Source organism: Gordonia sp. JH63 (assembly GCF_009856645.1).
GTDB classification, from domain to species: Bacteria; Actinomycetota; Actinomycetes; order Mycobacteriales; family Mycobacteriaceae; genus Gordonia; species Gordonia hongkongensis.
Genome location: NZ_CP047235.1, coordinates 1,305,365 through 1,328,708, shown reverse-complemented (window position 1 = coordinate 1,328,708; position 23,344 = coordinate 1,305,365). Strand labels below are relative to the sequence as shown.

The following is a 23,344-nucleotide window of genomic DNA, read 5'->3' as shown; positions in this document are numbered from 1 at the left end:
GGACGTCAGCCCACTCCGAGCAGGTCGATGACGAACACGAGGGTCCGTCCCGAGAGACGGTGTCCGGCACCGGCCGAGCCGTAGGCCAGCTCGGGCGGAACCGTCAGCTGGCGGCGTCCGCCGACCTTCATCCCGGGGATGCCTTCCTGCCAGCCCGGGATCAACCGGTCCAGCGGGAAGTTGGCCAACTGGCCGCGATCCCACGACGAATCGAACTCTTCGCCCGTCTCGTAGTCGACCCCGACGTAGTGGACGTCGACGATGCCGCCGCGAGCGGCTTCCTCGCCCTCGCCGACGATGAGGTCGGAGATGGTGAGGTCGGCCGGCGGGGGTCCCGCCTGGAACTCGACCACTGGCTTCTCGGTGCTGGTCACTGGACTCTCCTTTGAGTCGGGTGTTCGGCGGTCAGGCGGTGCGTCGGAACGGTCGCTCAGCGATCGCCCATCTGCACGTAGTCGCGTTCGGTGTAGCCGGTGTAGAGCTGACGCGGACGGCCGATCTTGGTGGTCGGGTCCTCGTGCATCTCGCGCCAGTGCGCGATCCACCCCGGCAGGCGTCCCAGCGCGAACAGCACGGTGAACATGCGCGTCGGGAAGCCCATCGCACGGTAGATGACACCGGTGTAGAAATCCACGTTCGGGTACAGCTTGCGCTCGATGAAGTAGTCGTCGTTGAGGGCGACCTCTTCGAGACCCTTGGCGATGTCGAGCAGGTCGTCCTGCACGCCAAGCGATTCCAGGATCGTGTCGGCGGTCTTCTTCACGATGGCGGCGCGCGGGTCGTAGTTCTTGTAGACGCGGTGACCGAAGCCCATCAGCTTGACGCCGGCCTCCTTGTTCTTCACCCGCTTCATGAAGTCCTTGGTGTCGCCACCGTCGGCCCGGATGTCGTCGAGCATCTCGAGCACGGCCTGGTTGGCGCCGCCGTGCAGCGGGCCCCAGAGCGCGTTGATGCCGCCGGAGATCGACGTGAACAGGTTGGCCTGCGACGAGCCCACCAGGCGGACGGTCGAGGTGGAACAGTTCTGCTCGTGATCGGCATGCAGGATGAACAGCATGTCGAGGGCCTTGGCGACCTCGGGGTTGACCTCGTAGGGCTCCGCGGGGAAGCCGAAGGTCATCCGCAGGAAGTTCTCGACGAGGCTCAGCGAGTTGTCGGGATACAGGAACGGCTGTCCCGCCGACTTCTTGTACGCGTACGCCGCGATGGTCGGCAGCTTCGCGAGGAGGCGGATCGTCGACAGCTCGACCTGCTCGTCGTCCTTGGGATCGAGCGAGTCCTGGTAGTAGGCCGACAGCGCGTTGACCGCACTCGACAGCACCGGCATCGGGTGCGCGTTGCGGGGGAATCCGTCGAAGAAGCGCTTGAGATCCTCGTGCAGGAGGGTGTGGCGCTGGATCTTGGTGGTGAAGTCCTCGAGCTGCGACGGAGTCGGGAGCTCCCCGTAGATGAGCAGGTAGCTCACCTCGATGAAGGTCGACTTCTCGGCCAGCTGGTCGATCGGGATTCCGCGGTAGCGCAGGATGCCGGCGTCACCGTCGATGTAGGTGATGGCCGACTTGGTCGACGCGGTGTTCACGAAGCCACCGTCGAAGGTGGTCAGATTGGTCTCGGCCAGGAATTTGCCGAGCGCGACCGAGTCGGTGCCCTCGGTGGCCTTCAGGATCGGGAGCTCCAGCTGTCCACCGGGGTAGGTGAAGGTCGCTGAGGCCGTGTCGGACGCCTGGTCGGCTGGGACTGTTTCAGCAGACACACGAACCCCTTATTCAGATCAGAGATTTTTACAGTGACCGGGTAGGACACACAGGTACAACCTAGTCGCTTCTCAGCTCGCCCGCCCACGGAGGGTCGGCGCCGGGCCTCGAGACCGTCACCGCAGCCACGTGAGCTGCGAATTCAGCCGCTTCCCGCCACTGCTGGAGGGTCAGGGAACGCACTGCTCCGGGCGTGAGTCGACCACGCCGGTCCAGGTGATTGACGAGGCCCCCGAGCACGCTGTCCCCGGCGCCGATCGTGTCGACGACATCGACGGCCGGAGCCGGTGCGGTCACCTCACCGGCCGCGGTGCGAACGGTGATGCCCGCGGCTCCCGCCGTGGTGACCACCGCGGCGACGCCGTCGGCCAGCCAGTCTGTCGTCGAACTCCCCGCGGACCCCTTGTTGAGCCAGGCCGCGTCCTCGTCGGACAGTTTGACCACGTCCACCGACGACATCCAGCTCCGGAAGCGCCGTCGATAGGCCTCGGGGTCGGCGATGACCGCGGGCCGGATGTTCGGGTCCAACACCACGACTCGGCCCTCGGCCCGGCATCTGCGCATCAGGTTCTCGTACACCGTGGCACCGGGTTCCAGGACCAGCGAGAGGGTCCCGAAGGTCACCGCCGCGACGGTCGGCGGCAGTGCGCCGGGATCGTCGATCGCACGATCTGCCGTGCCCTCCACGTAGAAGGAGTAGTGCGCCGAACCGTCGTCGGCGATGGTCGCCAGGGCCAACGAGGTGGGCTCGTCACGACGCTGGACCAACGCGGTTCCCACGCCGGCGGCCCGGAGTGCGTCGAGGACCGCATCGCCGTAGGTGTCGGTGGACACCGCGGACAGCAGTGAGACCGCACTCCCCAACCGTCCCAGCGTGATTGCCACATTGAACGGGCCACCACCGAGGGCGGGCTGCAACGGCGCCAGACCGCCGGCGGTCGTGTCGTGCCGGCCACCGCCCTGCTGTACGACATCGACGAGCGCCTCACCGCAGACGACGATCTCTCTCACTGTCTCTCCTCACGTTCCGCGTCGGCCATCCCGCGCCCGTCCTCTCTGAGTCTGCCACCGGACGCAGGCCCCTCCGCCCGAGTTCAATCGGTGGGACACCGTGTCGCGCGGGGTAAGTTCGTTGGATGCACGAGCTGCCGGCGGGCCCCGACGCGGTGGTCCTCGACTTCTCGGCCGACGACTCACCGTCGGCCGCGGTACTCAGCGCGGTCGCGGCGCTCCGCGAAGCGATCCGGGGTGGTGAACTCCCCGAGGTCACCGACCTCGTGCCCAGCGCGCACACCGTCCTGGTCCAGGCCCGTCCCGGCCGCGGGCTGGACGAACTCGGTGTCCGCCGGGCGCTCCGGCGTCGGAAGCGCGCGGGCGATCCCGACATCCACAGCACCGACGAGATCGTCATCCCGGTCGTCTACGACGGTGCCGACCTCCCGGATGTCGCTGCGGCACTGGAGATGACGACCGACGAGGTGATCGGGCTGCACTGTCGCACCCGATGGCGCGTCCAGTTCATGGGCTTCGCACCGGGTTTCGGGTATCTCGTCGCCGACGACGAGGCAGCGCATCCGTTCGACGCCGTCGGCCGACGCCGGGAGGCCCGCACGAATGTTCCGGAGGGGTCGGTCGCGATTGCCGCCGGGTACAGCGCGGTGTACCCGAGGTCGAGTCCCGGCGGTTGGCAGTTGCTGGGCCGCACCGATGTTCGGCTGTGGGATGCCGGTGCCGATCCCCCCGCCCGGCTCGCTGCGGGCCGGGTGGTCCGCTTCGTCGACGCCGGACGCGACGGCACATGACCGCGCTGACTGTTCTCGCGACGGGACCCCTCGCGACTGTTCAGGACCACGGCCGACCGGGCTACGCCGATCTCGGTGTCCCCGGTTCCGGCGGTGCTGATCGTGGGGCCCTCGCGCTGGCCAATCGCCTTGTGGGCAACGCGGAGTGGGCGGCAGTCGTCGAGACGACGCTGGGCGGGTTCCGGGCACGCGTCGACGCCGACGCCCTGGTCGCGGTCACCGGGGCGGATACCGTGGTGCGCCACAACGGGGTCCCCGCGGGGCTCGCCGCGGCACTGGTGCTGCGCGCCGGTGACGAGCTGGCCCTCGACACCCCCGGTTGGGGGTTGCGCAACTACATCGCCGTGCGGGGTGGGATCGACGTCGAGCCCGTACTGGGTTCCCGGGCGACCGATACGCTGTCCGGGCTCGGACCGCCACCTCTCGGCACGGACGACCGTCTGCCCGTGGGCCATGCGGCGAGCGATTGGCCCACCGCGTTGTCCGCCCCCGCAGACCGCGACCACCCTCGTGTCGTCGTGCTGGAGTGCCACGAGGGTCCGCGGGCCGGGCATCTCGAGTCGCCGTCCGATCTGTTCGTCGGAACGTGGCTGGTCGGGTCCGACAGCAACCGGGTCGGGGTGCGGATCGACCGCGCGGAGGGGTCGGCGCAGCCGCTCCTCGCCCATCGCGCCGGCGCCGCCGAGCTCCGCTCGGAGGGGATCGCCCACGGGTCGGTCCAGGTCCCGCCCAGCGGCCGTCCGGTGATCTTCCTCGCCGATCACCCGGTCACCGGCGGCTACCCCGTGGTGGCGGTCCTCGCCGCGGGCGCGGTGGACCTGGCCGCGCAGCTTGTACCCGGATCGGAGATCCGATTTCGTCAGTGCTGATCGGAGATCCGACTTCGTCGGGGCTGATCGCGCGGACACGATGTTTCGCCTTCGACCGCCGCGGGAACGCATACGAGCGTCCCGATAGGAGGTACGAGCGTGAGTGATCCGTCTGTGAACGACTTGTCGACCGTGCAACTCGTCGAACGTCTGCAACAGCAGACGACGACCCTGGTGAAGACCGAACTGCAGCACGCCGTCGCGGAGATGAAGGGTAAGGGCACCCGCATCGGGGTGGGTGCGGGGATTTCCGGCGCGGGCACACTGCTGGTGTTGTTCGGCCTCGGCACGCTGGTCGCGGCGGCCGTGCTCGGACTGGCGAACGCCGTGCCGGCGTGGCTGGCAGCGGTGATCGTCGGCGTCGTGCTGCTGGTCATCGGCGGGGCCGCCGCGGCGATCGGCGCCAAGCGCGCCAAATCCGCTGTGCCCCCGGCACCGGAGCGAACCGTCGAGAGTGTCCAGCGTGACGTGGCGACTGTGAAGGAGCACCTGTAGATGAGTGAGACACATCCCGACCAGAATCCGACCGACGATCCGCCGCCGATCGAACAACAGCGGGAGGAGCTGGCCGAGACGGTCGACGCTCTCGCGGCCAAGCTGGATGTCCCGGCACGGGTGAACGAGGCGGCGTCGAAAACCGCGCATACCGCGCAGGTGAAGGCCCAGGAGAACCAGACCGTGTTGATCGGTGCGGCCGTCGCCGCGGTGGTGGCGCTGGGCGCGTTCATCGTGATCCGCCGCCGTCGTCGCTGACCGGCCGTCGTCGCTGAGAGGCCGCCGTCGGGCGGTTGTAGTCGAGCCAAGAGCAAGGAGCTGTCATGAGTGCCGTATCGAAGGCGATGTACAAACCGATGTCCCTCGCGACCAGCGTGCTCGGCGGTATCGCCGCGGGCGCGGTGTTCGGGCAGATCTGGAAGCGGATCTCCGACGACGAGTCGGCGCCCGATCCCAAGGATCTCGAGCGCAGCAACACAGAGGTTCTCGTGGCCGCCGCGCTGCAAGGACTCGTGTTCGGTCTCGTTCGCGCCGCCGTCGACCGCGCCGGAGCGCGCGGGTACCGGGCGGTGACCCACGAGAATCCGGAGTGACTCTCGGTAGACCTCGGTTGACACCCGAGTGAGACGAACCTATCGTTTCGTCTCATGGCCGAGGTTCTGCACGCTTCCCAGGACACCTGTCCCGTCGACGCCGCGTCGGCCGAGGCCACCTGCCCGGCCGGCGCGGCGTCGTCGGCGACACACGGGTACGAACCCCTTGGCCCGGATTCGCTGACCTGGCAGATCTGGGGGACCTGGACGGGGATGTTCCAGGGCTTGTGGGCCGGGTCGATCCAGAACATGCATCCCAAGCTGGGTGCGGCGGTGTGGGACCATTCGGACTTCTTCGGCGAACGGTGGCAGCGCCTGATGCGCTCCCTGTATCCGATCAGCGGCGTCGTCTTCGATTCCGTCATCCCGGGTGCCCGGACGGGGGAAGAGGTGCGCGACTACCACCTCGCCGTCAAGGGCACCATGGAGGACGGGTCCCGCTATCACGCATTGGATCCCGACGTCTTCTACTGGGCCCACGCCACGTTCTGGTACGGCAACGTCCGACTGTGCGAACGCTTCGGACCCTTCCTCACCGAGGACCAGAAGCGGCAGCTCTTCGAGGAGTCCAAAGCCTGGTACGCCCAGTACGGCGTCTCGATGCGTCCCGTCCCGGAGACCTACGAGGACTTCCTGGAGTATTGGGACCAGATGTGCCGCAACGTGCTTCGTGATCACGTATCGGTCCGCACGGTCCTCGACATCACCCAGCTGCCGCCCCCGCCGTTCCTGAGCTTCATCCCGACGTGGCTGTGGGACCGGTACCTGGTGCCGCAGAACCAGAAACTGTTCATGTGGCTGACCACCGGGTTCTACGACGAGCCGATCCGCGAGATCCTCGGGCTCGAGTGGACCGACAAGGACGAACGTCTATTCCGTCTGGTGGGTCAGGGCATCAACCTCGTGATGCACAAGCTCCTACCCAAGCGGGCGCTGCGCCACCCCCGACCGCGCGATGCGTGGGATCGCGTGCACGGCAAGGTCGCCGTGGATGCACCGATCGTGCACACGCCGACGCGCAATCTCCCGCCGCAGAGCGAGCGCGGCAACCCGATGCACTATTGCCCGGTGACCGCGGCACGGCGGGCGTCGTACCCGGGTGTGCTCACCGCGGACTGACATACGCCCGAACGACTACTGCTGCCCCTGGCTTCGGCGCATCGCCTGCCGGACACGTCCGGCCTCCCGAGGGGCGTGCGGGTTCGGACGGCCCGCTCGGGAGCCGGCGAGCTTCGCACCGATGTGTTCGCCCACGGTGATCGGCGAATAGCGGCTGCCCGCCCCCACGCACGACGGCAGGGTCGAGATCATCGCGTCGAGGTTGCCGTCGTGGAAATAGGCAGCCGAACGACGCCGCTCCACCGTTCCGTCGACGACGGGCGGCTTCACCCGGTGCAGGGTGGACATCCACCGCTCGTTGGTCCAGCGCGCCATCAGATCGCCCAGGTTGATCAGCAACGCACCGTCGGCGGGACTCACGTCGTGCCAGTCACCGTGCTGGTCGAGAACTTGCAGACCCTTGACCTGGTCGGCCCACAACACGGTCACGATGCCGTAGTCGGTGTGCTCCCCCATGCCGGTGAGGTCGCCGTCCAGCTCGATCTCACCGGGCGGCAGCGCATAGTTGTTCATCCGGAGCACGTCGAGCGAATGGTCGGTGAATCCCTCGAAGAAGTCGGCGGGTAGGTCGAGGGCATCGGCGAAGATCCTGGTGAGCGTGTGGGCGACGCGTCGTGCCTCGTTGAAGTATGCCGACACCGCCGCCTGGAAATGCTCGACGGCCGGCCACGTGTTCGTCGCGTAGTGGTCGGCGGGTAGATCGAGTTCCGGGTACTGCGTCGCCTCCACGCCGACGTTGAAGGCCTCGAAGAAGTCGTTCATGCGTGCCGCGGACTCGACCCCCAGCGACAACGACAGGGATTCCGACTTCGGGGGCGCGTATCCCCGATTGATCTCCGGCGGCGTGCGGTAGGTCTTCTTCAGCTCCAGTGGCAGCGCGAAGAAGACGTCCATGGCGGCGGTGAACTCGTCGATGACGGCGGCGGGGATCTCGTGTCCGACGACCTGGATGAAGCCGACCGAACTCGCCGCGTCGTCGAACCTGGCCGCCACCACGGCCCGATCGGCCGGGTCACCGTTCCGCGTGTACGGCGAGATGTCGATGAGCGGTACGTCGAATCCGGTGGCGGCGGCGGTCATGGCGTCCATGGTGGCACCGATCGCGAGACCGCGCTGGTCGGCGGAACCCGTTCTCAGGTGCGCTGACCGGCGCGGTAGTGCACGAAGGCGGGGATCAGCAACGCCGCGATGATGGTCGCGACGACGACCGCGATACCGCCGAACGCGGTCGCGGCGGCGACCCCGATCGAGGCGGCCGCGGCGCCGTGGGCGACGTCGGCGATCCGGGGCCCGCCGGCGACCACGACGATGAACACGCCCTGGAGTCGGCCGCGGACCTCGTCGGTCGCGGCGGTGAGCAGGATCGACTGCCGGAACGCCGCCGACGCCATGTCGGCCGCACCGCCGATCATCAGCAACACCACCGCGACGAGGAGCATCGGCATGGCTGTGCCGTCGGCGAACGACACCGCGATCCCGGTTCCGGTGATCGCCAGACCCCAGATGATGATGCACACGATGACCGCCAGGCCCTGGCGCTGCACGCGGGCGACCCAGCCCGAGAAGATCCCACCGACGACGGCTCCCGCGGAGATCGCCGTGAACAGCAGGGCGAAGGCGATGCCGCCGCCCTCGGGGCCGCCGAAGTTCTCGTGGGCCATCTGCGGGAAGAGCGCCCGCGGCATGCCGAAGATCATGGCGATCAGGTCGACCAGGAACGACGCCAGGAGGATCTTGTGCCCGGCGAGATACCGCAGCCCTTCGAGGACCGAACGCAGGCCGGCCACCTTGGGCGCGGCATCGCTCTCCGGCCGCAGCGACGGCAGCATCGCGACGGCGATGAGCGTCGGCAGCAGGAAGATCGTGTCCACGAAATACAACAGCGAATAGCCGAGGACGGGGATCAGGGCGCCGCCGACGAGTGGCCCGGCGATGGCGCCGGCCTGCATGACCGTCATGTTCAGCGACAGCGCGGCGGGCAGGTCCTTGGCGTCGAGCAGCCGCGGTAGCACCGCCGTCCGCGTCGGCTGGTTCACGGCGAAGAACGCCTGCTGAACGGCGAAGAGCACCAACACGATCCACACGTTCTGCCCACCCGCCGCGGCCTGCGCCCAGAACAGGGCGCTGCAGACGATGAGGCCGACGGTCGTGATGATGAGCAGGGTCCGGCGGTCGACGACGTCGGCCAGCGCCCCACCCCAGAGCCCGAACACGACGAGCGGCACCAGGCCGAAGACACCGGTCAGTCCGACGTAGGCAGAGCTACCGGTGACCTCGTAGATCTGGGCCGGCACCGCGACCACACTCAACTGCGCGCCGATGACGGTGACGATGTTCGCCAGCCACAGTCGCCGGAAGTACTGGTTGCGCAGCGGCGCGGTGTCGGCGAGGAGGCGGGGCATTTCCATGATGCTAGGACCGCCCGCCGACGTCCGGCCACGCAGGCACTCCACAAGGCCGCCTGTGGACAGTGCCGTCGCGTGGTCGCTGCCCTCCGCTATGGTCATTCCGCCCGAGGCGCACCTTGCACCTTGGTCGGGGCTCGGAAAAGGGGATGCACATGGGTGTTCGACGCTGGATGACGGTGGTGACGGTCGCGGTGGCCGTCGTACTCGGCCTCGCGGTTCCGGGGACGGCACAGGCCGGTCCGCGGTATCCGACGGCCGGCGATCGCATCACGGTGCAGGTCGCGTCGGATCAGCAGAGCGCGTACGGCTTCTGGTGGGTCGGCGGTCACAACCGGATGTCACCTCGCGGGGGCCGCGTGGGCATGAGCCTGCGCGACTACGATCCGAAGACCCGGTTGTGGTCGACCACAACCACTTTCACCTCGCACAAGCAGCGACAGCAGACAGCCGCGAACATCACGTCGTGGGGCGGTTATGCCCGCTGCACGATCTGGGTGAACGGCGTACGCGTCGCGCACCATGTGTACCGGGCACCGATCTTCGCCCAGGCGCAGTGCGGTATCGCCAGACTCGACCCGAACCGCCTCGACTACCGCTGACGGCCCGCAGAACGGGTGTCGACGCTCAGGGCTGCAGCCGTTCGGCCCGCCAGGAGTGATCGACGTGGGTCAGCCGAACCCGGTTGTGCAGGCGGTTCGCTCGCCCCTGCCAGAACTCGACCTCGACCGGGACGATGCGGTACCCACCCCAATCGGACGGGACCGGGACCTCGGCACCCTCGTCGAACCCGCCGTAGGCCTCGGCGAGTTCGGCGGCCTTCTGCTCGAGTTCGACGCGGCTGCCGATGGGCCGTGATTGCTCGGACGCGGCCGCCGAGAGCTGCGACCCGCGGGGTCGAAGCTCCCAGTACGCCTGGATCTCCAGGGCGCTGACGTGTTCGACCGGTCCGCGGAAGTGCACCTGCCGTTCCAGCGCGATCCAGGGAAACGTCACCGAGGCATACGGATTCGCGGCCAGGTGTCGGCCTTTGTCGGAGTCGTACCCGGTGAAGAAGACAACGCCGTTCGCGTCGACCCCCTTGCACAGGACGGTGCGGGTCGACGGCCTGCCCTCGGCGTCGGCGGTGCCGAGGACCATCGCGTTGGGCTCGGCGATCCGAGCGTCGACGGCTTCGCGGAGCCAGACGTGGAAGAGGTCGAGCCACGGCGGGTCGCCCCGCAGCCAGCTCGGGTCGAGGTTCTCGCGGATGCCGTCGGCACCGGCGGCGCGGTCGCCCTCGCCGATGTTCGGTGGGATGCCGCCGCCGTATCCGACGCGCATGTTCGGCAGGTCGATGGGGTCGCGCGACTCGTCCAGCACTTTCCTGACGCTACTCCGACCGTGCTCGTTACTCCGGGGTACACGCGGGGCGTCGTGCTGATCTACAGTTCGTCGTGGATTGCATCCTCGTGGATGCACGACACTGACGTCGAGTGAGGTGGGTTGCCATGGCCAACACTGTTCCCGAGGATTTCGTCGCCGGACTCGAGGGCGTGGTGGCCTTCACGACCGACATCGCCGAACCGGACAAGAACGGCGGCAACCTCCGCTACCGCGGCGTCGACATCGAGGACCTGGTCGAGAACAAGGTGACCTTCGCCGACGTGTGGGCCCTCCTGGTCGACGGCAAGTTCGGCGACGGCCTGCCGCCGGCCGAACCGTTCCCGCTGCCGATCCACACCGGTGACGTGCGCGTCGACGTCCAGGCCGCGCTCGCCATGCTCGCCCCGATCTGGGGCTACCAGCCGCTGCTCGACATCGACGACGAAACCGCCCGCGACAACCTCGCCCGCGCGTCGGTGATGGCGTTGTCGTACGTGGCGCAGTCCGCGCGCGGCATCCACCAGCCCGCGGTCCCCCAGCACGTCATCGACGAATGCGACACCGTCACCGCACGTTTCATGACCCGCTGGAAGGGCGACCCCGATCCCCGGCACATCGCCGCGATCGACGCCTACTGGGTCAGCGCCGCCGAGCACGGCATGAACGCGTCGACGTTCACCGCACGGGTGATCGCCTCCACCGGAGCCGATGTCGCGGCCTCGCTGTCGGGTGCGATCGGCGCCATGTCCGGCCCCCTCCACGGCGGCGCCCCCGCACGCGTGCTGCCGATGATCGAAGAGGTCGAGAACACCGGCGACGCACGGGGACTCGTGAAGGGGATCCTCGACCGCAAGGAGAAGCTCATGGGCTTCGGGCATCGCGTCTACCGCGCCGAGGACCCGCGTGCCCGCGTGCTCCGCCGCACCGCCCAGGAATTGGGCGTCCCCCGCTTCGAGATCGCCGCCGCACTCGAGCAGGCCGCGCTCACCGAACTCCGGGAACGACGCCCCGACCGCGCCATCGAGACCAACGTCGAGTTCTGGGCGGCGGTCATCCTCGACTTCGCCGAGGTGCCGACGCACATGATGCCGGCGATGTTCACCTGCGGCCGGACCGCCGGCTGGTGTGCGCACATCCTCGAGCAGAAGCGCCTCGGCAAGCTGGTCCGCCCGGCCGCGATCTACACCGGCCCGAGCCCCCGTCGCCCGGAGGACGTCGAGGGCTGGGGTGACGTCGTGAAGCCGGGCCTGTAGACCCCTTCCACAGGCGCGGCCAGGTTCAGCCTGGTCGGGGTCGGTTGTTGACACCCGCTCGTCGGGTAGCGTCCGGCATCGTAAAGTGTTCCCCAAGTCACGTGCTCACAACGACTGTCGGGGGAACGATGAGCGGGGATTTTGTCGTCAACTCAGGTGCGATGGACGGCGTCGCAGGTGCACTCGAGGGCATGGGGTACTTCATCGAGTCCGCGCCGCGGCCGGACATCAGCGCGACCATCAGCTCAGCGATGCCGAACTCACCGCTCGTCGGCGCGGGTGCCGACGCCACCGCGAAGCTGACGCAGGCACAGACCGCCGTATCCGGGCAGTGGGAGACGTTCGCCTCCGCGGTGCGTGCGGCTCGCACGATCGCAGTGGACGTCGACGACGAGAACGCGACCAAGTTCCGGACGCTGTCCGCGCTCCCGGACAGCGAGGCGCCCCGATGAGTGGGAGCCCGGCTCTCACCAAGGTGATCATGGATTCGTGGCGGCCGTGGGAGCTGGCGGAAGCAAAGCTGACCGGACTCTCCGACGCCATCCGCGAGAACTCTGAGGCTGCGGAACGAACGGTTGACCAAGTGCCGAACACGTCCTGGGCCGGCGGCGCCAGGTCTGCGGCCAATGCGCGGGCGAGCGACCAGAACGGATGGGCAAAGAAGGTCGCCGGCAAGGTCGACGACCTCCAGACGGCGCTGAACAATGCCGCTTCGGCAATCGACTCGTCGAAGACTGCCGTGAACGGCGCCCTGCTAGGCGCCTCGATGCAGCGCTTCGTGCTCATCAGCGAGTCCGACCCGGCTTGGCAGATGCGGTACGTCCCGAAGGAGGACGACGACCTCACTCCTGGTCAGATAGCCGACAAGGAACGCGAGATGACCAGCTACGTTAAGGGGAAAGCCGACGAGCTGGCCGCCATAGCATCGGACCACGCCGCGCTGATCCGGACCGCGGTGGGGAATCTCGACACCATCGCACCGCCGGCGCTCACGCTCAGCGCGCAGGACGGGCGTCGTCACGGCCAGCTGGCCGCCGATGGCTGGACCGACGAAGAGGCTGCCGCGGTCGGACGAAACTTGCGAGCCGCGGGTCTGAGCGACGAGCAGATCGTTCGTCTGATGAACGGCGAGAAGCTGGACGACGTCCCGCGTGGTGTCCAGGAGTACCTGCACACGTTCTACGGCTCTGTGGGCTCCGAAGGGCTCTTCGACTTGAAGTCCAAGTTCGACGGCATGCACACACCCGTCGGAGACTCGTGGTCCAAGGCGCTCGGCCAAGGTCTCCTCACCCTGTCGAACGAGAACGTCGGCGCGAATACCGGGTATCAGTACCTGCCCGGCTGGGTGCAGGACTGGGCCGAGAACCGTGCAAGCGACGGCGCGACCCTGAGATACCAAGACGTTCCCTTTGCGAGCCTGCTAGGCAACTCTGGTTCCGTTCCCCCGGGGGAGAGATTGGGCACCGAGCTCATTCGCAGAGGCGCCGCGGGAGCGTCGCGCGACATCGGCGGTGACGGTCAACGACCTGAAGTCGCCTACGGGGCTTTCGAAACCGATCCAAATGAGCTGAAGCGTACATACGAGTCGACCATCCGACAGTTCCTCGAAGTCGGGACCAGGAACCACGAGTCGGCGACGGCGATTCTCACCGGTGAGTACTCGGATGGCGCCAAACTGGCGGATTATGACCGAGACGAGACCGTCGGTCACGTGATGCGACACGACTGGGACGACCACGGCCATACTGCTAGCGGCTTGGTCGACTGGATCCACGAGTACAGCAGCACGGGAGATCCTGCAAAGATTGCGCAAGCCGACCGCGCATACGCTGGTCTGTGGGATTTCGCAACCTCTACAGACGGCAACAACAACTTCAAGGGCCTGATGAACACCAATGACGACGGGGATGCGTTAGGAAAGATCAACCCTCACCTGGCAGATGCACTCAGAAAGGCCTCGCTACCCTACCTCAATTACCTCGCGAATCCCGATTCATCACCGCAGATACACGGTCATCCCGATCTTGAGCTTGCCGACCACGAACGACCCAACGAATTCCGAGCACGAGCGATCCGCATGTTTAGCCTGATCGCGTCAGACGACTCGCCCAACGGTGGCGACCCTACAGACGAAAATCCCGACGGGATAAACGCAGCGACTGAGCTATATCGGGACCTACTCGCCCGCGCCAATATGAACGCTTCCTTGGTTCTCTCCGAACCACACCTGGCTCAGAGCCTCGGCCTGACCAGCGGCGAATTGCTGCAATTAGGACAGTCCGGAATATACGGTGCTCAATATGATCAAGAACTCGATCGCGACAACGAGGTCCAGCGATCAGAAGCCGCGACTCAGAACACCGTTAAGATACTTTCCTCCGCCAGTTACGCCTTGACGCTGGTCCCACACGGCGCGGTACCATCCGCCCTCATTGGTGGCGTGGCCCCCTGGATTTCCGGGCCCGAAATCAACGACGACGTTCCATTCAATCTCCCCTCAGCTGACAAAGCATTCGGAGTTGGTGACAGCGAATCGCAAAAGCTATCTTTCGCTTACTCCATGCTCACGACTTCGGGTGTTTCGGGACCTGCTGAATGGTACGACTCAAGCGGCACTCTCAAACCACTATCCGATATGTTGACACAGTCAAACGGTGATGCTAGTCAGCTGGATCAAGCGATCAGAACCGTACTGGCGACCAAGTACCAGAAAGAGTTCGCGCCGGGCGGTGAAGCCGACTACTGGGACGAAGGCGTAGAGGAAGGTTTGACGCCAGAGAACAGCCGGTATGACGGGTCCGATTTAGCGACGTATCGGGAATGGATTCTGGACGGAACTCGAGAATGAAACTGGCTAAAGCGGCAGCACTTCTCCCAGCGATGGCACTCCTTGTCGCAGCCTGTGCGGGCCCAGACGTACCAGCGAACCTCTCAAGCTCAGAACATGCCACACCAGTCACTGAACCTCGATCTGTTGACGCCCGCGACTACAGGTTCCCGTCAGATCTCGCTGGCAACTTCACGGTCGTCTGGTCGGCAGAACCAGGCATCAGCCTGTTCTCGCGCCAGGGCGAGGTGGTCCGAGCCACAGGTGAAGCCGCTTCGCTGCTAGGTGTACCAGGTTCCCGCAACTACCCCGGCGCGGAACGCGCTGCCGCCGAGGCATACGAGAGGTTCGGAGGCGACGACTTCAGCGGTGACCCTGGGAACCTAACCGCGCGCAGCGGAACGATTTTCATGCATTTGGTGTCAATTCAGTCGACACCGACCAGCATCAAGGCAATTGGATGTTTATACAATTTCGGCTTCGTTGCGGAGTTCGCGGACGATCCGAAAGTAGGCGGCCCCCTTGCAGGTTGGGGTTTCGAGATAGACGCCGTCCGTCCAGCAGATGCCAAGGACCCACGCGCTGACCGTCCGCGTGGCGACATTCATGAAACTGGTGACCGAGCTCCTCGATTTGACGCCTTTTTTCCGTGGCAAGTTTCGTATAAGGGCGTTCGGTTCGACGACGCACGACTATCACGATGCGCGGATCATGGGCTTGCCTTGGCACGAAGTCATCCTGCGTACCGCGACTCCGATCTAACTGCCGATACCGTTTCGGTTTCACTGGAACCCGTCCAGCGAGACCTCGTTCCTGTGCTTCCGCAGTACCCCACATGGCCTTCACCCTGACTACGACGGAGATATGCAACTGGTTGCCCGGGGTCGGGACGCAACCAGCGCAGCTTTCGGTGAAGCCAGCGTCTCTGTGCGGCGGCCATTCGACCCAGAACCCGCACCGTTCGCCGGGTTGCAGGGACCGAACCCGAGGTGGCCGGGGCCACTCCCTAGAATTGCCGTCATGAGCGAAGCCGCCACCGCATCCATCACCCTGCCCGCCGACCTGCTGCCGTCGGACGGCCGCTTCGGTTGCGGGCCGTCGAAGGTTCGCCCCGAGCAGTTGCAGTCCCTCGTCGACACCGGCGCGTCGGTGTTCGGCACCAGCCACCGTCAGGCACCGGTGAAGAACGTCGTCGGCTCGATCCGCGAGGGTCTGTCGAACCTGTTCTCGCTGCCCGAGGGCTACGAGGTCGTGATCTCCAACGGCGGCACCACGGCATTCTGGGACGCCGCGGCGTTCGGCCTGATCAAGCAGCGTTCGCTGCACCTCACCTACGGCGAGTTCTCGTCGAAGTTCGCGACGGTCTCGAAGAAGGCCCCCTTCCTCGACTCGCCCGCGGTCATCTCGACCGACCCCGGCACCGCGCCCGACCCGGCCGCGCTGACCGTCGACGACTTCGGCGGCGTCGACCTCATCGGCTGGGCACACAACGAGACCTCGACGGGCGTCGCGGTGCCCGTCGTCCGTCCCGCCGGTTCGGATGACGCGCTCATCGCCATCGACGCCACCTCGGGCGCGGGCGGTCTGCCCGTCAACGTCGCCGACGCCGACGTCTACTACTTCGCGCCGCAGAAGTGCTTCGCCGCCGACGGCGGGCTCTGGGTCGCGCTGATGAGCCCGCGCGCGCTCGCACGCATCGCCGAGATCGCCGAGACCGATCGCTGGTGCCCGGAGTTCTTGTCGCTGCCGACCGCCGTCGACAACAGCAGCAAGAACCAGACCTACAACACCCCGGCCGTCGGATCGCTGCTGCTGTTCGCCAACCAGATCGAGTGGATGAACAACAACGGCGGCCTCGACTGGTGCGTCTCGCGCACCGCCGATTCCAGCTCGCGTCTCTACCAGTGGGCCGAGGCGAGCGAGTTCGCGACGCCGTTCGTCACCGAGGCGACCAACCGCAGCCAGGTCGTCGGCACCATCGATTTCCACGACGATGTCGACGCCGCGGCCGTCGCGAAGATCCTTCGCGCGCACGGGGTCGTCGACACCGAGCCGTACCGCAAGCTCGGCCGGAACCAGCTGCGCATCGGCATGTTCCCGGCCATCGAGCCGGAGGACGTCAGCAAGCTCACCCAGTGCATCGACTACATCGTCGAGCGCCTCTGATCCCCTGCTCGACACCTCGTCGCCGGCGCGCCGCACAGATCGTTGCGGCGCGCCGGTGGTGCTTCACCGAACCGGTAGCCTGGTTCCCACAGACCACATATGACGCATCGATCGCTGGCGTCGCTTGCGCCCCACGCGTGCTGAACTGCGGTTTTGCCGCGTGTCCCACAGTGAACCGGCAGATCGGTGAGTTAATGTGACCCCAATGCGTGCACCGACCGGAGGAGGAGCAGATGCGTGAGCTCCGCGTCGTCGGGGTGGAAACCGACGGCTCCCATGTCATCTGCCAGGACCCGCAATCGGGCGAGAAATTCCGGATCGCCTCCGACGAACGCCTCCGCGCCGCCGCCCGCGGCGACATCTCACGACTGGGACAGATCGAGATCGAGATGGAGAGTGCATTGCGGCCACGCGAGATCCAGGCACGAATCCGAGCGGGTGCAACCGTCGCCGAGGTGGCGGCCGCAGCCGGGGTGGGTGTGGACAAGATCGAACGCTTCGCCCACCCGGTCCTCCTCGAACGCAGCCGCGCCACCGAACTCGCCGGCGCCGCGCATCCCATCCGCCATGACGGCCCGGCAGTGGCGACCCTTGTCGAATCGGTTGCCGAGGGACTCCTCGCCTACGGCCAGAATCCCAACGACGCCGACTGGGACGCATGGAAGGGCGACGACGGGTACTGGGTGGTTCAGGTCGCGTGGAGCGTCGGACGCACCGACAACCTGGCGCACTGGCGTTACCAGCCGGGATCGCACGGTGGCAGCGTCGACCCGCTCGACGACCTCGCCGACGAACTCACCCATCCCGAGACCATCGCGCCCCGTCGTCGGCTGACCCCGGTCGCCACCCCCGAAGTCGCGGTCGAGACGACCCCGGACGGACGCGAAGAGGTCACCATCGACGCAGCCTCGATCATCGGTGCGCAGCGCGCCCGGCACGACCGCCGCACCGCGGCCGAGGACGACGGCGCCGTGCCGTTCGACTTCGGATTCGACGACGAGCCGTCCGCCGCCACCGCCGAAGCCTCGGACACGGACGACGCGGCAGTCACTCCCACCGCCGACGACGCCGACGCCGACGAATCTGTGCCCGCACCGTCGTCCGGCCCCGAACGTCCGCGCCGCAAGAAGGCACGTAAACCGGCGGTCCCGGCCTGGGAGGATGTCCTGCTCGGCGTGCGCAGCAACGGGAACAGCTGAGTGTCCTCCGCGCGCGCGGCCACGGTCTGGTTCATCGACACCGACGACCCGGCCGCGATTCTCCGCTCGCATCCGGCCAACGACTCCCAGCACGCCCAGCAGGTTGCGACGACCGTCTTCGGTGACAGCGTCCTGGTCCCGCTCGTCGACACCGATCTCGCATCCGCTGCCGCGGTCCGCGACACCCACGTCTACGCCGGGTTCTACGGTCCGCTCGCCGTCGTGTCGTGTTCGCTGTTCGAGACGACCACGCCGTCGACGCTGACCCGCGCGCTTGCGCGGATCCGCCCCAGCGCGACCACGACCCTCCTCTACACCGAGCCCGACTCCTCACTCGGAGTGTTCGCCCGGTGGGAGTCGGGGACGCTTCGACGCTCCTTCGCCGCCGACCCGGTCACCATCCACGAGGACCACGGCCTGCCGTTCACGTTCGAGAAGCCGTTCTGGGGTGGCGAACACCCGCTCAGCCACGCCGAGGGCGTGCCCACCGCACCCATGTCGCTCCCCTTCCATCCCGCGCACCTCGCCGAGGAATCGAACCGTGCGTGGCTCGGGTTCCGCTACACCCACCCGCTCGCGGAGTCCGATCTCGACCCGGCCCAGATCACCGTCACCTGCTTCGCGTTGCATCCGACCGAATACGAACCGACCGCGGCCGACTACGAGAACTACCGCGCCGCAACGGCTTCGCGCGCCCGGGAGCGGACGGGATCGCCAGGTCAGGACGCTCGCAAGCGCGGGCGCATCCGCGAGTACTTCGGGTTCTAGGGTGCGGGGCGTCCCAGCGCGAGCAGCGCGATCGACGACGCGACCCCGGCGAGGAAGCCGAGCAGCAATCCCCACACGACCCACCGCCACACGGGCCGCGCCCGGAACTCCCAGAGGGTCCACCCGAGTCCGCCCGCGACGACCAGTACGGCGGCGATTCCGAGGAACCGCAGGATCTCGCCGATGAGCAGGTAGACGCCGACCAAGACGAATGCGGCGAACAGGGCGCACGAGGCGCCGACGATCAGCCCCAGGGCCCACGGCGTCGGTTCGACACCCTCCCGCTCGACGGTCACGATCCCATGGTGCCCGACCGGGCGCGCTCGTAGAACGCAACGGCCGCAGCGGTCGCCACGTTCAGCGAGTCGGTGCCCCGGCTCATCGGGATGCGCGCCTTCACGTCGGTGGCCGCCATCGCCGACGCGGTGAGACCGGGGCCCTCCGCACCGACCAGGAAGCCGACCTTCTCGGCGGTGACGGCTTCGGCCAGGGTCACGGCGGCGGGATCGGGCGTCAACGAGACCAGCTGGAAGTCGCGTTCCCGCACCAGGTCCAGGCCGCGCGGCCAGTCGTCGAACCTCGCGAACGGCACGAGCAGTGCATGGCCCATCGACACCCGCACGCATCGGCGGTACAGCGGGTCGGCGCAACCCTGACCGAAAAGCACTGCGTCGACGCCCAATCCGGCGGCGTTGCGGAAGATCGACCCGATGTTCTCGTGGTCGTTCACACCTTCGAGGATCGCAACGGTCCGCGCGCTCTCGAGGACCTCCGGCACCGTGAGCACGGGCGGTCGGCGCGACACGGCGAGCACGCCGCGGTTGAGGTGGAAGCCGACGATCTCGGCCATGACCTCGGCGGTGGCGCGGAAGAACGGGACACCGGCCAGCCCGGGATCACGGAGATCGGCGTCGAACTCCTCGAGGCGTTTCGCGACACCGAGGAAGGCGTGGGTCGCGAACCGTGACGCGATCATCCGCTGGGCGACGAGAACACCTTCGGCGATGACCAGACCGCGGCCCGGGCGCCCGCCGGGCAGAACCGGGAGATCGGGCCGTCGGTCGACGGAGTTGAGGTCGCGGAAGTCGTCGACGCGCGGGTCCTCCGGGTCGTCGATGTCGATCACGTTCACTGCGAGCCCGGGCACCGCAACAGTCTGCCACCCGGACGAAACCGGCAGCGCACGGGTGTGAAACTGTGGAGGGCGTGACCAGCGATTCGACTCCGATGTCACGTCTGTCCCTCGCACGCGCCACCGACGCGGACTGGGCCGACATCATCACCACCGATGCCCGCGCGTTCGCCATGCGCAACCCGCTGCCCGACGACGAGGTCGCCGATCTGCGCGGCAAGGTCGCTGACGACGACGTCGTGCTGGTGCGCGACACCGGGTTGGACACGCAGCCCCTCGTCGGGGTGGCGATGTTCTATCGGATGTCGATGTCACTGCCCGGCGGTGGCGTGTCCGACGCGGCCGGACTGTCGTGGGTCTCGGTGGCGTCGACCCACCGGCGGCGTGGCATCCTCCGCCGCATGCTCACCGAACTCGTCGAGCAGTGGGAATCGGAGAAGTACACCTTCGGAATCCTCACCGCGAGTGAGGGCACCATCTACGAACGCTTCGGCTTCGGACCGGCATGCTTCGCGAACTCGGTGTCGCTGAGCCCGGGCGCCCAGATGCGCGCGGCCCAGCCCGACGATGCCACCGTCCGGTATGCCGACGCCGACGCGGTGGCCGCCGCGATCCCCGACCTCCACGCACGGTGGACGCTGACCACCCCGGGCGCGCTCACCCGCACCCCCGCCTGGTGGAATCCCATCCTGGCCGACCGGGCGTCGGAGCGGCCGCTGTCGGCGAGCGGTCTGCACTACCTGCTGCACGCCGACGGCTACGCGAGCTACCGCATCTACAAGGACGAGACCGGCGCGGTGCGCGGCGAGGTCAACGAGGTCTTCGCGGTCACCGACGACGCACACACCGATCTGTGGCGCGTCCTGATCAGCCTCGACCTCATTCCCTCGCTCACCGCGACCATCCCGGTCGACGACCCGCTGTCGCAGAAACTCGTGAATCCGCGGTCGGTGTCGGTCACCGGGACCGCCGACACGATGTGGCTGCGCATCCTCGACGTCCCGGCCGCCCTCGGCGCCCGTCACTATGCCGCCGACCTGGACGCCGTGATCGAGGTGACCGACGAATTCCGCGGGCACGGAGGCGTTTTCGACATCTCGGTACGCGAGGGCGGGGCGATCGTCGCGCCGGCGAAGTCGGGAGCGACGCCCACCGTCTCGCTCGACATCTCGGTGTTGTCGAGCATCTATCTCGGCGGGATCCGGCCCTCGGCCTTCGCGGCGGCGGGACGCCTGCGCGTCGACTCCCCGGCGACGCTGCGCGCGCTGGACCACGCGTTCATGACCGACCGCGCCCCCTTCTCGGGCACGTTCTTCTGACCCTTCGAGACGTCCCTCCGCAAGCTCCGGGACTCCTCAGGGAGCGGAGAGACGTCCCTCCGCAAGCTCCGGGACTCCTCAGGGAGCGGTGAGACGTCCCTCCGCAAGCTCCGGGACTCCTCAGGGAGCGGGATTAGATCGCGCGTGAGCGCGGGACGTCGGTGTCGGCCTGCCCGAGGATCTTGTTGGCGATGCGCACGGCCTCGCGCAGGATGTCCCGCTCCTCGGCGGACAGTTCCGCGAGGCGGTCGCTCAACCATGCCTTGCGGGCGGCGAGTTCGTCGGTCACGACTTCGACGCCTTCCGGGGACAACGTCACGATGGCCTGACGGCCGTCGGTGGGATGGGGTTCGCGCTTGATCATCCCGAGATCCGACAGCGAGGCGAGTACCCTGGTCATCGACGGCGGGCGAACCCGCTCGGCGGCCGCGAGCGCACCTGGTGTCATCGGGCCCTCGTGGTGCAGCGTGTTGAGGGCGGACAGCTGAGTGAGCGAGACCAGCTTGTTCTCCCGCCGACCTCGGAGTCGGCGCGCCAGGCGCACCACGGCGAGGGACAGGTCACCGGACAGACTTCCGTCACCATAAGGTGCATGCATTGCCAAATCGTAGGCCAGGAAATCGGCCTCGCTGCCCGTCCGCGACGAAATTGAACCGGGTGGACGACACCGAAACGGGCAAACCCGGACAGACGACCAAGTCCGTCAGCCGATGAGGTCGGAGATCGGTCCGCGCGCGAAGTAGGCGACGAAGATCGCGGCGACGAACCAGAGCAACGGATGCACAGTGCGGGCCTTGCCCGCCGCGGTCGCCATCACGACCCAGCTGATGAAGCCGATGCCGATACCGTTGGCGATCGAGTACGTGAACGGCATCGAGACGACCGTCAGGAAGGCCGGCAGCGCGTAGTCGAGCCGTTTGAAATCGATGGACGTGAGCTGGCCGATCATCATGGCGCCGACGACCACCAGCGCGGGGGCGACCGCCTCGAGCGGGATCACCTCGTAGAGCGGTGTCAGGAACATCGCCACCAGGAACAGGATTCCGGTCACCACGTTGGCGAGGCCGGTGCGCGCACCTTCGGCGATACCGGACGCAGACTCGACGAACACCGTGTTCGACGACGCCGAGGCGGCACCGCCGGCGATGGCGCCGGTCCCCTCGACGACGAGCGCTCGGCCGATACCGGGCAGGTTGCCCTTCTCGTCGGCGAGCCCGGCCTCCTTGCCGAGGCCGGTCATCGTGCCCATGGCGTCGAAGAAGTTGGAGAGCACCAGCGCGAAGACCAGCACCGATGCCGCGAGCACACCGATCCGGGTGAACGCGCCGAACAGGTCGACGTCACCGACCAGGCTGAGATCGGGCAGACCGCCGAGGGCGCTGGGGATGTCGGGCACGCTGAGACCCCAGCCGGAGGGGTTGTCGACGCTGGACCCGTAATCGAAGATCCGCTCCAGCACGATCGACAGCACCGTCGTGATGGCGATACCGATCAACAGGCCACCGGGGACCCGACGCACCACCAGGACGCCCATCAGCAGCACCCCGACCGCGAAGATCAGTGTGGGGATCGTGGAGATCGAGTTGTCGCTGCCCAGCTGCACCGGGACGGTGGTGCCGGCGGCATCGGGGATGCGCTTGACGAATCCCGCGTCGACGAAACCGATGAAGGCGATGAACAGACCGATCCCCGCCGCGATCGCGGCTTTCAGTTCGGGGGGTACCGCGTTGAACACCGCGGTGCGGAATCCGGTGACGGCCAGCAGGACGATGATGATGCCGTCGACGACCACCAGACCCATTGCCTCGGGCCAGGTCACCTGCGGCGCGATGGACACCGCCAGCAGGCTGTTGATGCCGAGACCCGCCGCGATCGCGAACGGATAGTTGGCGACCAGGCCGAACAGGATCGACATCACGCCCGCGACGAGCGCGGTGACCGCGGCGACCTGCGCCAGCGGCAGGACGTTGCCCAGGACGTCGGTGTTCTTGTCCCCGCCCGGGATACCGCCGATGATGATCGGGTTGAGCACCACGATGTAGGCCATCGTGAAGAACGTGACAAGGCCACCGCGGAACTCGCGGTTGATCGTCGAACCGCGTTCGGAGATCTTGAAGAACCGGTCGAGCGGGCCGCGCGGGACCGCAGAATCCGGCCCCGGGGTGGTCGCGGGGAAGTCGGGCTCCGTGGGGAGGTTCCCCTTCGACATGTCCGCACCCGGGGTGTCGGAGGACCTCAGATCGCGAGACTCACTCGGCTCATCGTGTGGCACGTTCCG

General features: G+C 67.3%; 24 protein-coding genes. 14 read left to right on the top strand and 10 right to left on the bottom strand.

The genetic code is table 11. The annotated features are described in order from the left end of the window. Positions 1-5 precede the first annotated feature (5 nt). The 3 genes from GR168_RS06025 to GR168_RS06015 form a co-directional block, all read right to left on the bottom strand. Positions 6-374: an FKBP-type peptidyl-prolyl cis-trans isomerase gene (locus tag GR168_RS06025; RefSeq protein ID WP_159370293.1), complete on the bottom strand. Its 369-nt coding sequence runs from the start codon at positions 372-374 to the stop codon at positions 6-8. A 56-nt stretch (positions 375-430) separates the two neighbouring features. Then, the gene (locus tag GR168_RS06020; RefSeq protein ID WP_078113443.1) at positions 431-1,753 is read right to left on the bottom strand and encodes a citrate synthase; all 1,323 of its coding nucleotides are present in this window, start codon (positions 1,751-1,753) and stop codon (positions 431-433) included. Between the two features lie 61 nt (positions 1,754-1,814). Next, a complete protein-coding gene (locus GR168_RS06015) occupies positions 1,815-2,765 on the bottom strand; it encodes a carbohydrate kinase (protein ID WP_159370292.1) in 951 nt (316 codons plus the stop codon). A 125-nt stretch (positions 2,766-2,890) separates the two neighbouring features. On the opposite strand from GR168_RS06015, the gene GR168_RS06010 reads away from it, so the two are divergent. From GR168_RS06010 to GR168_RS05985, 6 genes are all read left to right on the top strand, one after another. Next, positions 2,891-3,556 (top strand): carboxyltransferase domain-containing protein, encoded by a 666-nt coding sequence (locus GR168_RS06010; RefSeq protein ID WP_068970281.1) that lies wholly within the window; start codon positions 2,891-2,893, stop codon positions 3,554-3,556. Beyond that, positions 3,553-4,425, top strand: a complete 873-nt coding sequence (locus GR168_RS06005; RefSeq protein ID WP_137810793.1) for a biotin-dependent carboxyltransferase family protein — start codon at positions 3,553-3,555, stop codon at positions 4,423-4,425. Before GR168_RS06010 ends, GR168_RS06005 begins: the two co-directional genes overlap by 4 nt. A gap of 99 nt (positions 4,426-4,524) precedes the next feature. After that, the gene (locus GR168_RS06000; RefSeq protein ID WP_035718303.1) at positions 4,525-4,920 is read left to right on the top strand and encodes a phage holin family protein; all 396 of its coding nucleotides are present in this window, start codon (positions 4,525-4,527) and stop codon (positions 4,918-4,920) included. Then, positions 4,921-5,178: a DUF3618 domain-containing protein gene (locus tag GR168_RS05995; RefSeq protein ID WP_065630768.1), complete on the top strand. Its 258-nt coding sequence runs from the start codon at positions 4,921-4,923 to the stop codon at positions 5,176-5,178. A 65-nt stretch (positions 5,179-5,243) separates the two neighbouring features. After that, entirely contained in the window at positions 5,244-5,513 is a 270-nt protein-coding gene (locus tag GR168_RS05990) for a DUF4235 domain-containing protein (protein ID WP_058251595.1), read from the top strand. Between the two features lie 54 nt (positions 5,514-5,567). Then, entirely contained in the window at positions 5,568-6,632 is a 1,065-nt protein-coding gene (locus tag GR168_RS05985) for an oxygenase MpaB family protein (RefSeq protein ID WP_159370291.1), read from the top strand. Positions 6,633-6,647: 15 nt separating this feature from the next. On the opposite strand, the gene GR168_RS05980 is transcribed toward GR168_RS05985, so the two are convergent. Next, the gene (locus GR168_RS05980) at positions 6,648-7,721 is read right to left on the bottom strand and encodes a 2-oxoglutarate and iron-dependent oxygenase domain-containing protein (protein ID WP_137810791.1); all 1,074 of its coding nucleotides are present in this window, start codon (positions 7,719-7,721) and stop codon (positions 6,648-6,650) included. A 44-nt stretch (positions 7,722-7,765) separates the two neighbouring features. Next, positions 7,766-9,034 (bottom strand): MFS transporter, encoded by a 1,269-nt coding sequence (locus GR168_RS05975; protein WP_065630765.1) that lies wholly within the window; start codon positions 9,032-9,034, stop codon positions 7,766-7,768. 158 nt (positions 9,035-9,192) lie between these two features. Between GR168_RS05975 and GR168_RS05970 the strand changes: the two genes are divergently transcribed. Beyond that, positions 9,193-9,639, top strand: coding sequence for a hypothetical protein (locus GR168_RS05970; protein WP_159370290.1), 447 nt, complete (start codon positions 9,193-9,195; stop codon positions 9,637-9,639). A gap of 25 nt (positions 9,640-9,664) precedes the next feature. Here the strand turns inward: GR168_RS05970 and pdxH are convergent, their stop codons facing one another. Further along, the gene (gene pdxH / locus GR168_RS05965; RefSeq protein WP_065630763.1) at positions 9,665-10,399 is read right to left on the bottom strand and encodes a pyridoxamine 5'-phosphate oxidase; all 735 of its coding nucleotides are present in this window, start codon (positions 10,397-10,399) and stop codon (positions 9,665-9,667) included. Between the two features lie 128 nt (positions 10,400-10,527). Between pdxH and GR168_RS05960 the strand changes: the two genes are divergently transcribed. The 6 genes from GR168_RS05960 (at position 10,528) to GR168_RS05935 (ending at position 18,615) form a co-directional block, all read left to right on the top strand. After that, positions 10,528-11,655, top strand: a complete 1,128-nt coding sequence (locus tag GR168_RS05960; RefSeq protein WP_065630762.1) for a citrate synthase 2 — start codon at positions 10,528-10,530, stop codon at positions 11,653-11,655. Positions 11,656-11,783: 128 nt separating this feature from the next. Next, a complete protein-coding gene (locus GR168_RS05955; protein ID WP_238995032.1) occupies positions 11,784-12,107 on the top strand; it encodes an invasin in 324 nt (107 codons plus the stop codon). A 29-nt stretch (positions 12,108-12,136) separates the two neighbouring features. After that, positions 12,137-14,503: a hypothetical protein gene (locus GR168_RS05950; protein ID WP_238995031.1), complete on the top strand. Its 2,367-nt coding sequence runs from the start codon at positions 12,137-12,139 to the stop codon at positions 14,501-14,503. Positions 14,504-15,502: 999 nt separating this feature from the next. After that, complete coding sequence (gene serC / locus GR168_RS05945; RefSeq protein WP_159370288.1) at positions 15,503-16,648, top strand: phosphoserine transaminase; 1,146 nt, start codon at positions 15,503-15,505, stop codon at positions 16,646-16,648. A 233-nt stretch (positions 16,649-16,881) separates the two neighbouring features. Next, positions 16,882-17,847 (top strand): septation protein SepH, encoded by a 966-nt coding sequence (gene sepH, locus GR168_RS05940; RefSeq protein WP_159370287.1) that lies wholly within the window; start codon positions 16,882-16,884, stop codon positions 17,845-17,847. Then, positions 17,848-18,615, top strand: a complete 768-nt coding sequence (locus GR168_RS05935) for a hypothetical protein (RefSeq protein ID WP_068970273.1) — start codon at positions 17,848-17,850, stop codon at positions 18,613-18,615. Here the strand turns inward: GR168_RS05935 and GR168_RS05930 are convergent. Both GR168_RS05930 and GR168_RS05925 read right to left on the bottom strand, forming a co-directional pair. Then, a complete protein-coding gene (locus GR168_RS05930; RefSeq protein WP_058251607.1) occupies positions 18,612-18,911 on the bottom strand; it encodes a DUF2537 domain-containing protein in 300 nt (99 codons plus the stop codon). The two genes, GR168_RS05935 and GR168_RS05930, sit on opposite strands and share 4 nt — an antisense overlap. Further along, the gene (locus tag GR168_RS05925) at positions 18,908-19,762 is read right to left on the bottom strand and encodes an RNA methyltransferase (protein ID WP_159370286.1); all 855 of its coding nucleotides are present in this window, start codon (positions 19,760-19,762) and stop codon (positions 18,908-18,910) included. The genes GR168_RS05930 and GR168_RS05925 overlap by 4 nt, the downstream gene beginning before the upstream one ends. Before the next feature lie 80 nt (positions 19,763-19,842). Here GR168_RS05925 and GR168_RS05920 point away from each other — a divergent pair, with 80 nt between their 5' ends. After that, on the top strand, positions 19,843-21,066 hold the full coding sequence (locus GR168_RS05920) for a GNAT family N-acetyltransferase (RefSeq protein WP_159371842.1): 1,224 nt from the start codon (positions 19,843-19,845) through the stop codon (positions 21,064-21,066). A gap of 133 nt (positions 21,067-21,199) precedes the next feature. Here the strand turns inward: GR168_RS05920 and GR168_RS05915 are convergent, their stop codons facing one another. Further along, positions 21,200-21,664, bottom strand: a complete 465-nt coding sequence (locus GR168_RS05915; protein WP_159370285.1) for a MarR family transcriptional regulator — start codon at positions 21,662-21,664, stop codon at positions 21,200-21,202. A 105-nt stretch (positions 21,665-21,769) separates the two neighbouring features. After that, positions 21,770-23,338, bottom strand: coding sequence for an NCS2 family permease (locus tag GR168_RS05910; protein WP_065630755.1), 1,569 nt, complete (start codon positions 23,336-23,338; stop codon positions 21,770-21,772). Between the last annotated feature and the right edge of the window lie 6 nt (positions 23,339-23,344).

Coding starts and splice junctions, on each gene's coding strand:
- GR168_RS05955 (WP_238995032.1), top strand. CDS start 11,784: ATGAGCGGGGATTTTGTCGTCAACTCAGGTGCGATGGACGGCGTCGCA.
- GR168_RS06010 (WP_068970281.1), top strand. CDS start 2,891: ATGCACGAGCTGCCGGCGGGCCCCGACGCGGTGGTCCTCGACTTCTCG.
- GR168_RS05960 (WP_065630762.1), top strand. CDS start 10,528: ATGGCCAACACTGTTCCCGAGGATTTCGTCGCCGGACTCGAGGGCGTG.
- GR168_RS05975 (WP_065630765.1), bottom strand. CDS start 9,034: ATGCCCCGCCTCCTCGCCGACACCGCGCCGCTGCGCAACCAGTACTTC.
- GR168_RS05985 (WP_159370291.1), top strand. CDS start 5,568: ATGGCCGAGGTTCTGCACGCTTCCCAGGACACCTGTCCCGTCGACGCC.
- GR168_RS05995 (WP_065630768.1), top strand. CDS start 4,921: ATGAGTGAGACACATCCCGACCAGAATCCGACCGACGATCCGCCGCCG.
- GR168_RS05915 (WP_159370285.1), bottom strand. CDS start 21,664: ATGCATGCACCTTATGGTGACGGAAGTCTGTCCGGTGACCTGTCCCTC.
- GR168_RS05980 (WP_137810791.1), bottom strand. CDS start 7,721: ATGGACGCCATGACCGCCGCCGCCACCGGATTCGACGTACCGCTCATC.
- GR168_RS05970 (WP_159370290.1), top strand. CDS start 9,193: ATGGGTGTTCGACGCTGGATGACGGTGGTGACGGTCGCGGTGGCCGTC.
- GR168_RS05950 (WP_238995031.1), top strand. CDS start 12,137: ATGGATTCGTGGCGGCCGTGGGAGCTGGCGGAAGCAAAGCTGACCGGA.
- sepH (WP_159370287.1), top strand. CDS start 16,882: ATGCGTGAGCTCCGCGTCGTCGGGGTGGAAACCGACGGCTCCCATGTC.
- serC (WP_159370288.1), top strand. CDS start 15,503: ATGAGCGAAGCCGCCACCGCATCCATCACCCTGCCCGCCGACCTGCTG.
- GR168_RS05990 (WP_058251595.1), top strand. CDS start 5,244: ATGAGTGCCGTATCGAAGGCGATGTACAAACCGATGTCCCTCGCGACC.
- GR168_RS06005 (WP_137810793.1), top strand. CDS start 3,553: ATGACCGCGCTGACTGTTCTCGCGACGGGACCCCTCGCGACTGTTCAG.
- GR168_RS05920 (WP_159371842.1), top strand. CDS start 19,843: ATGTCACGTCTGTCCCTCGCACGCGCCACCGACGCGGACTGGGCCGAC.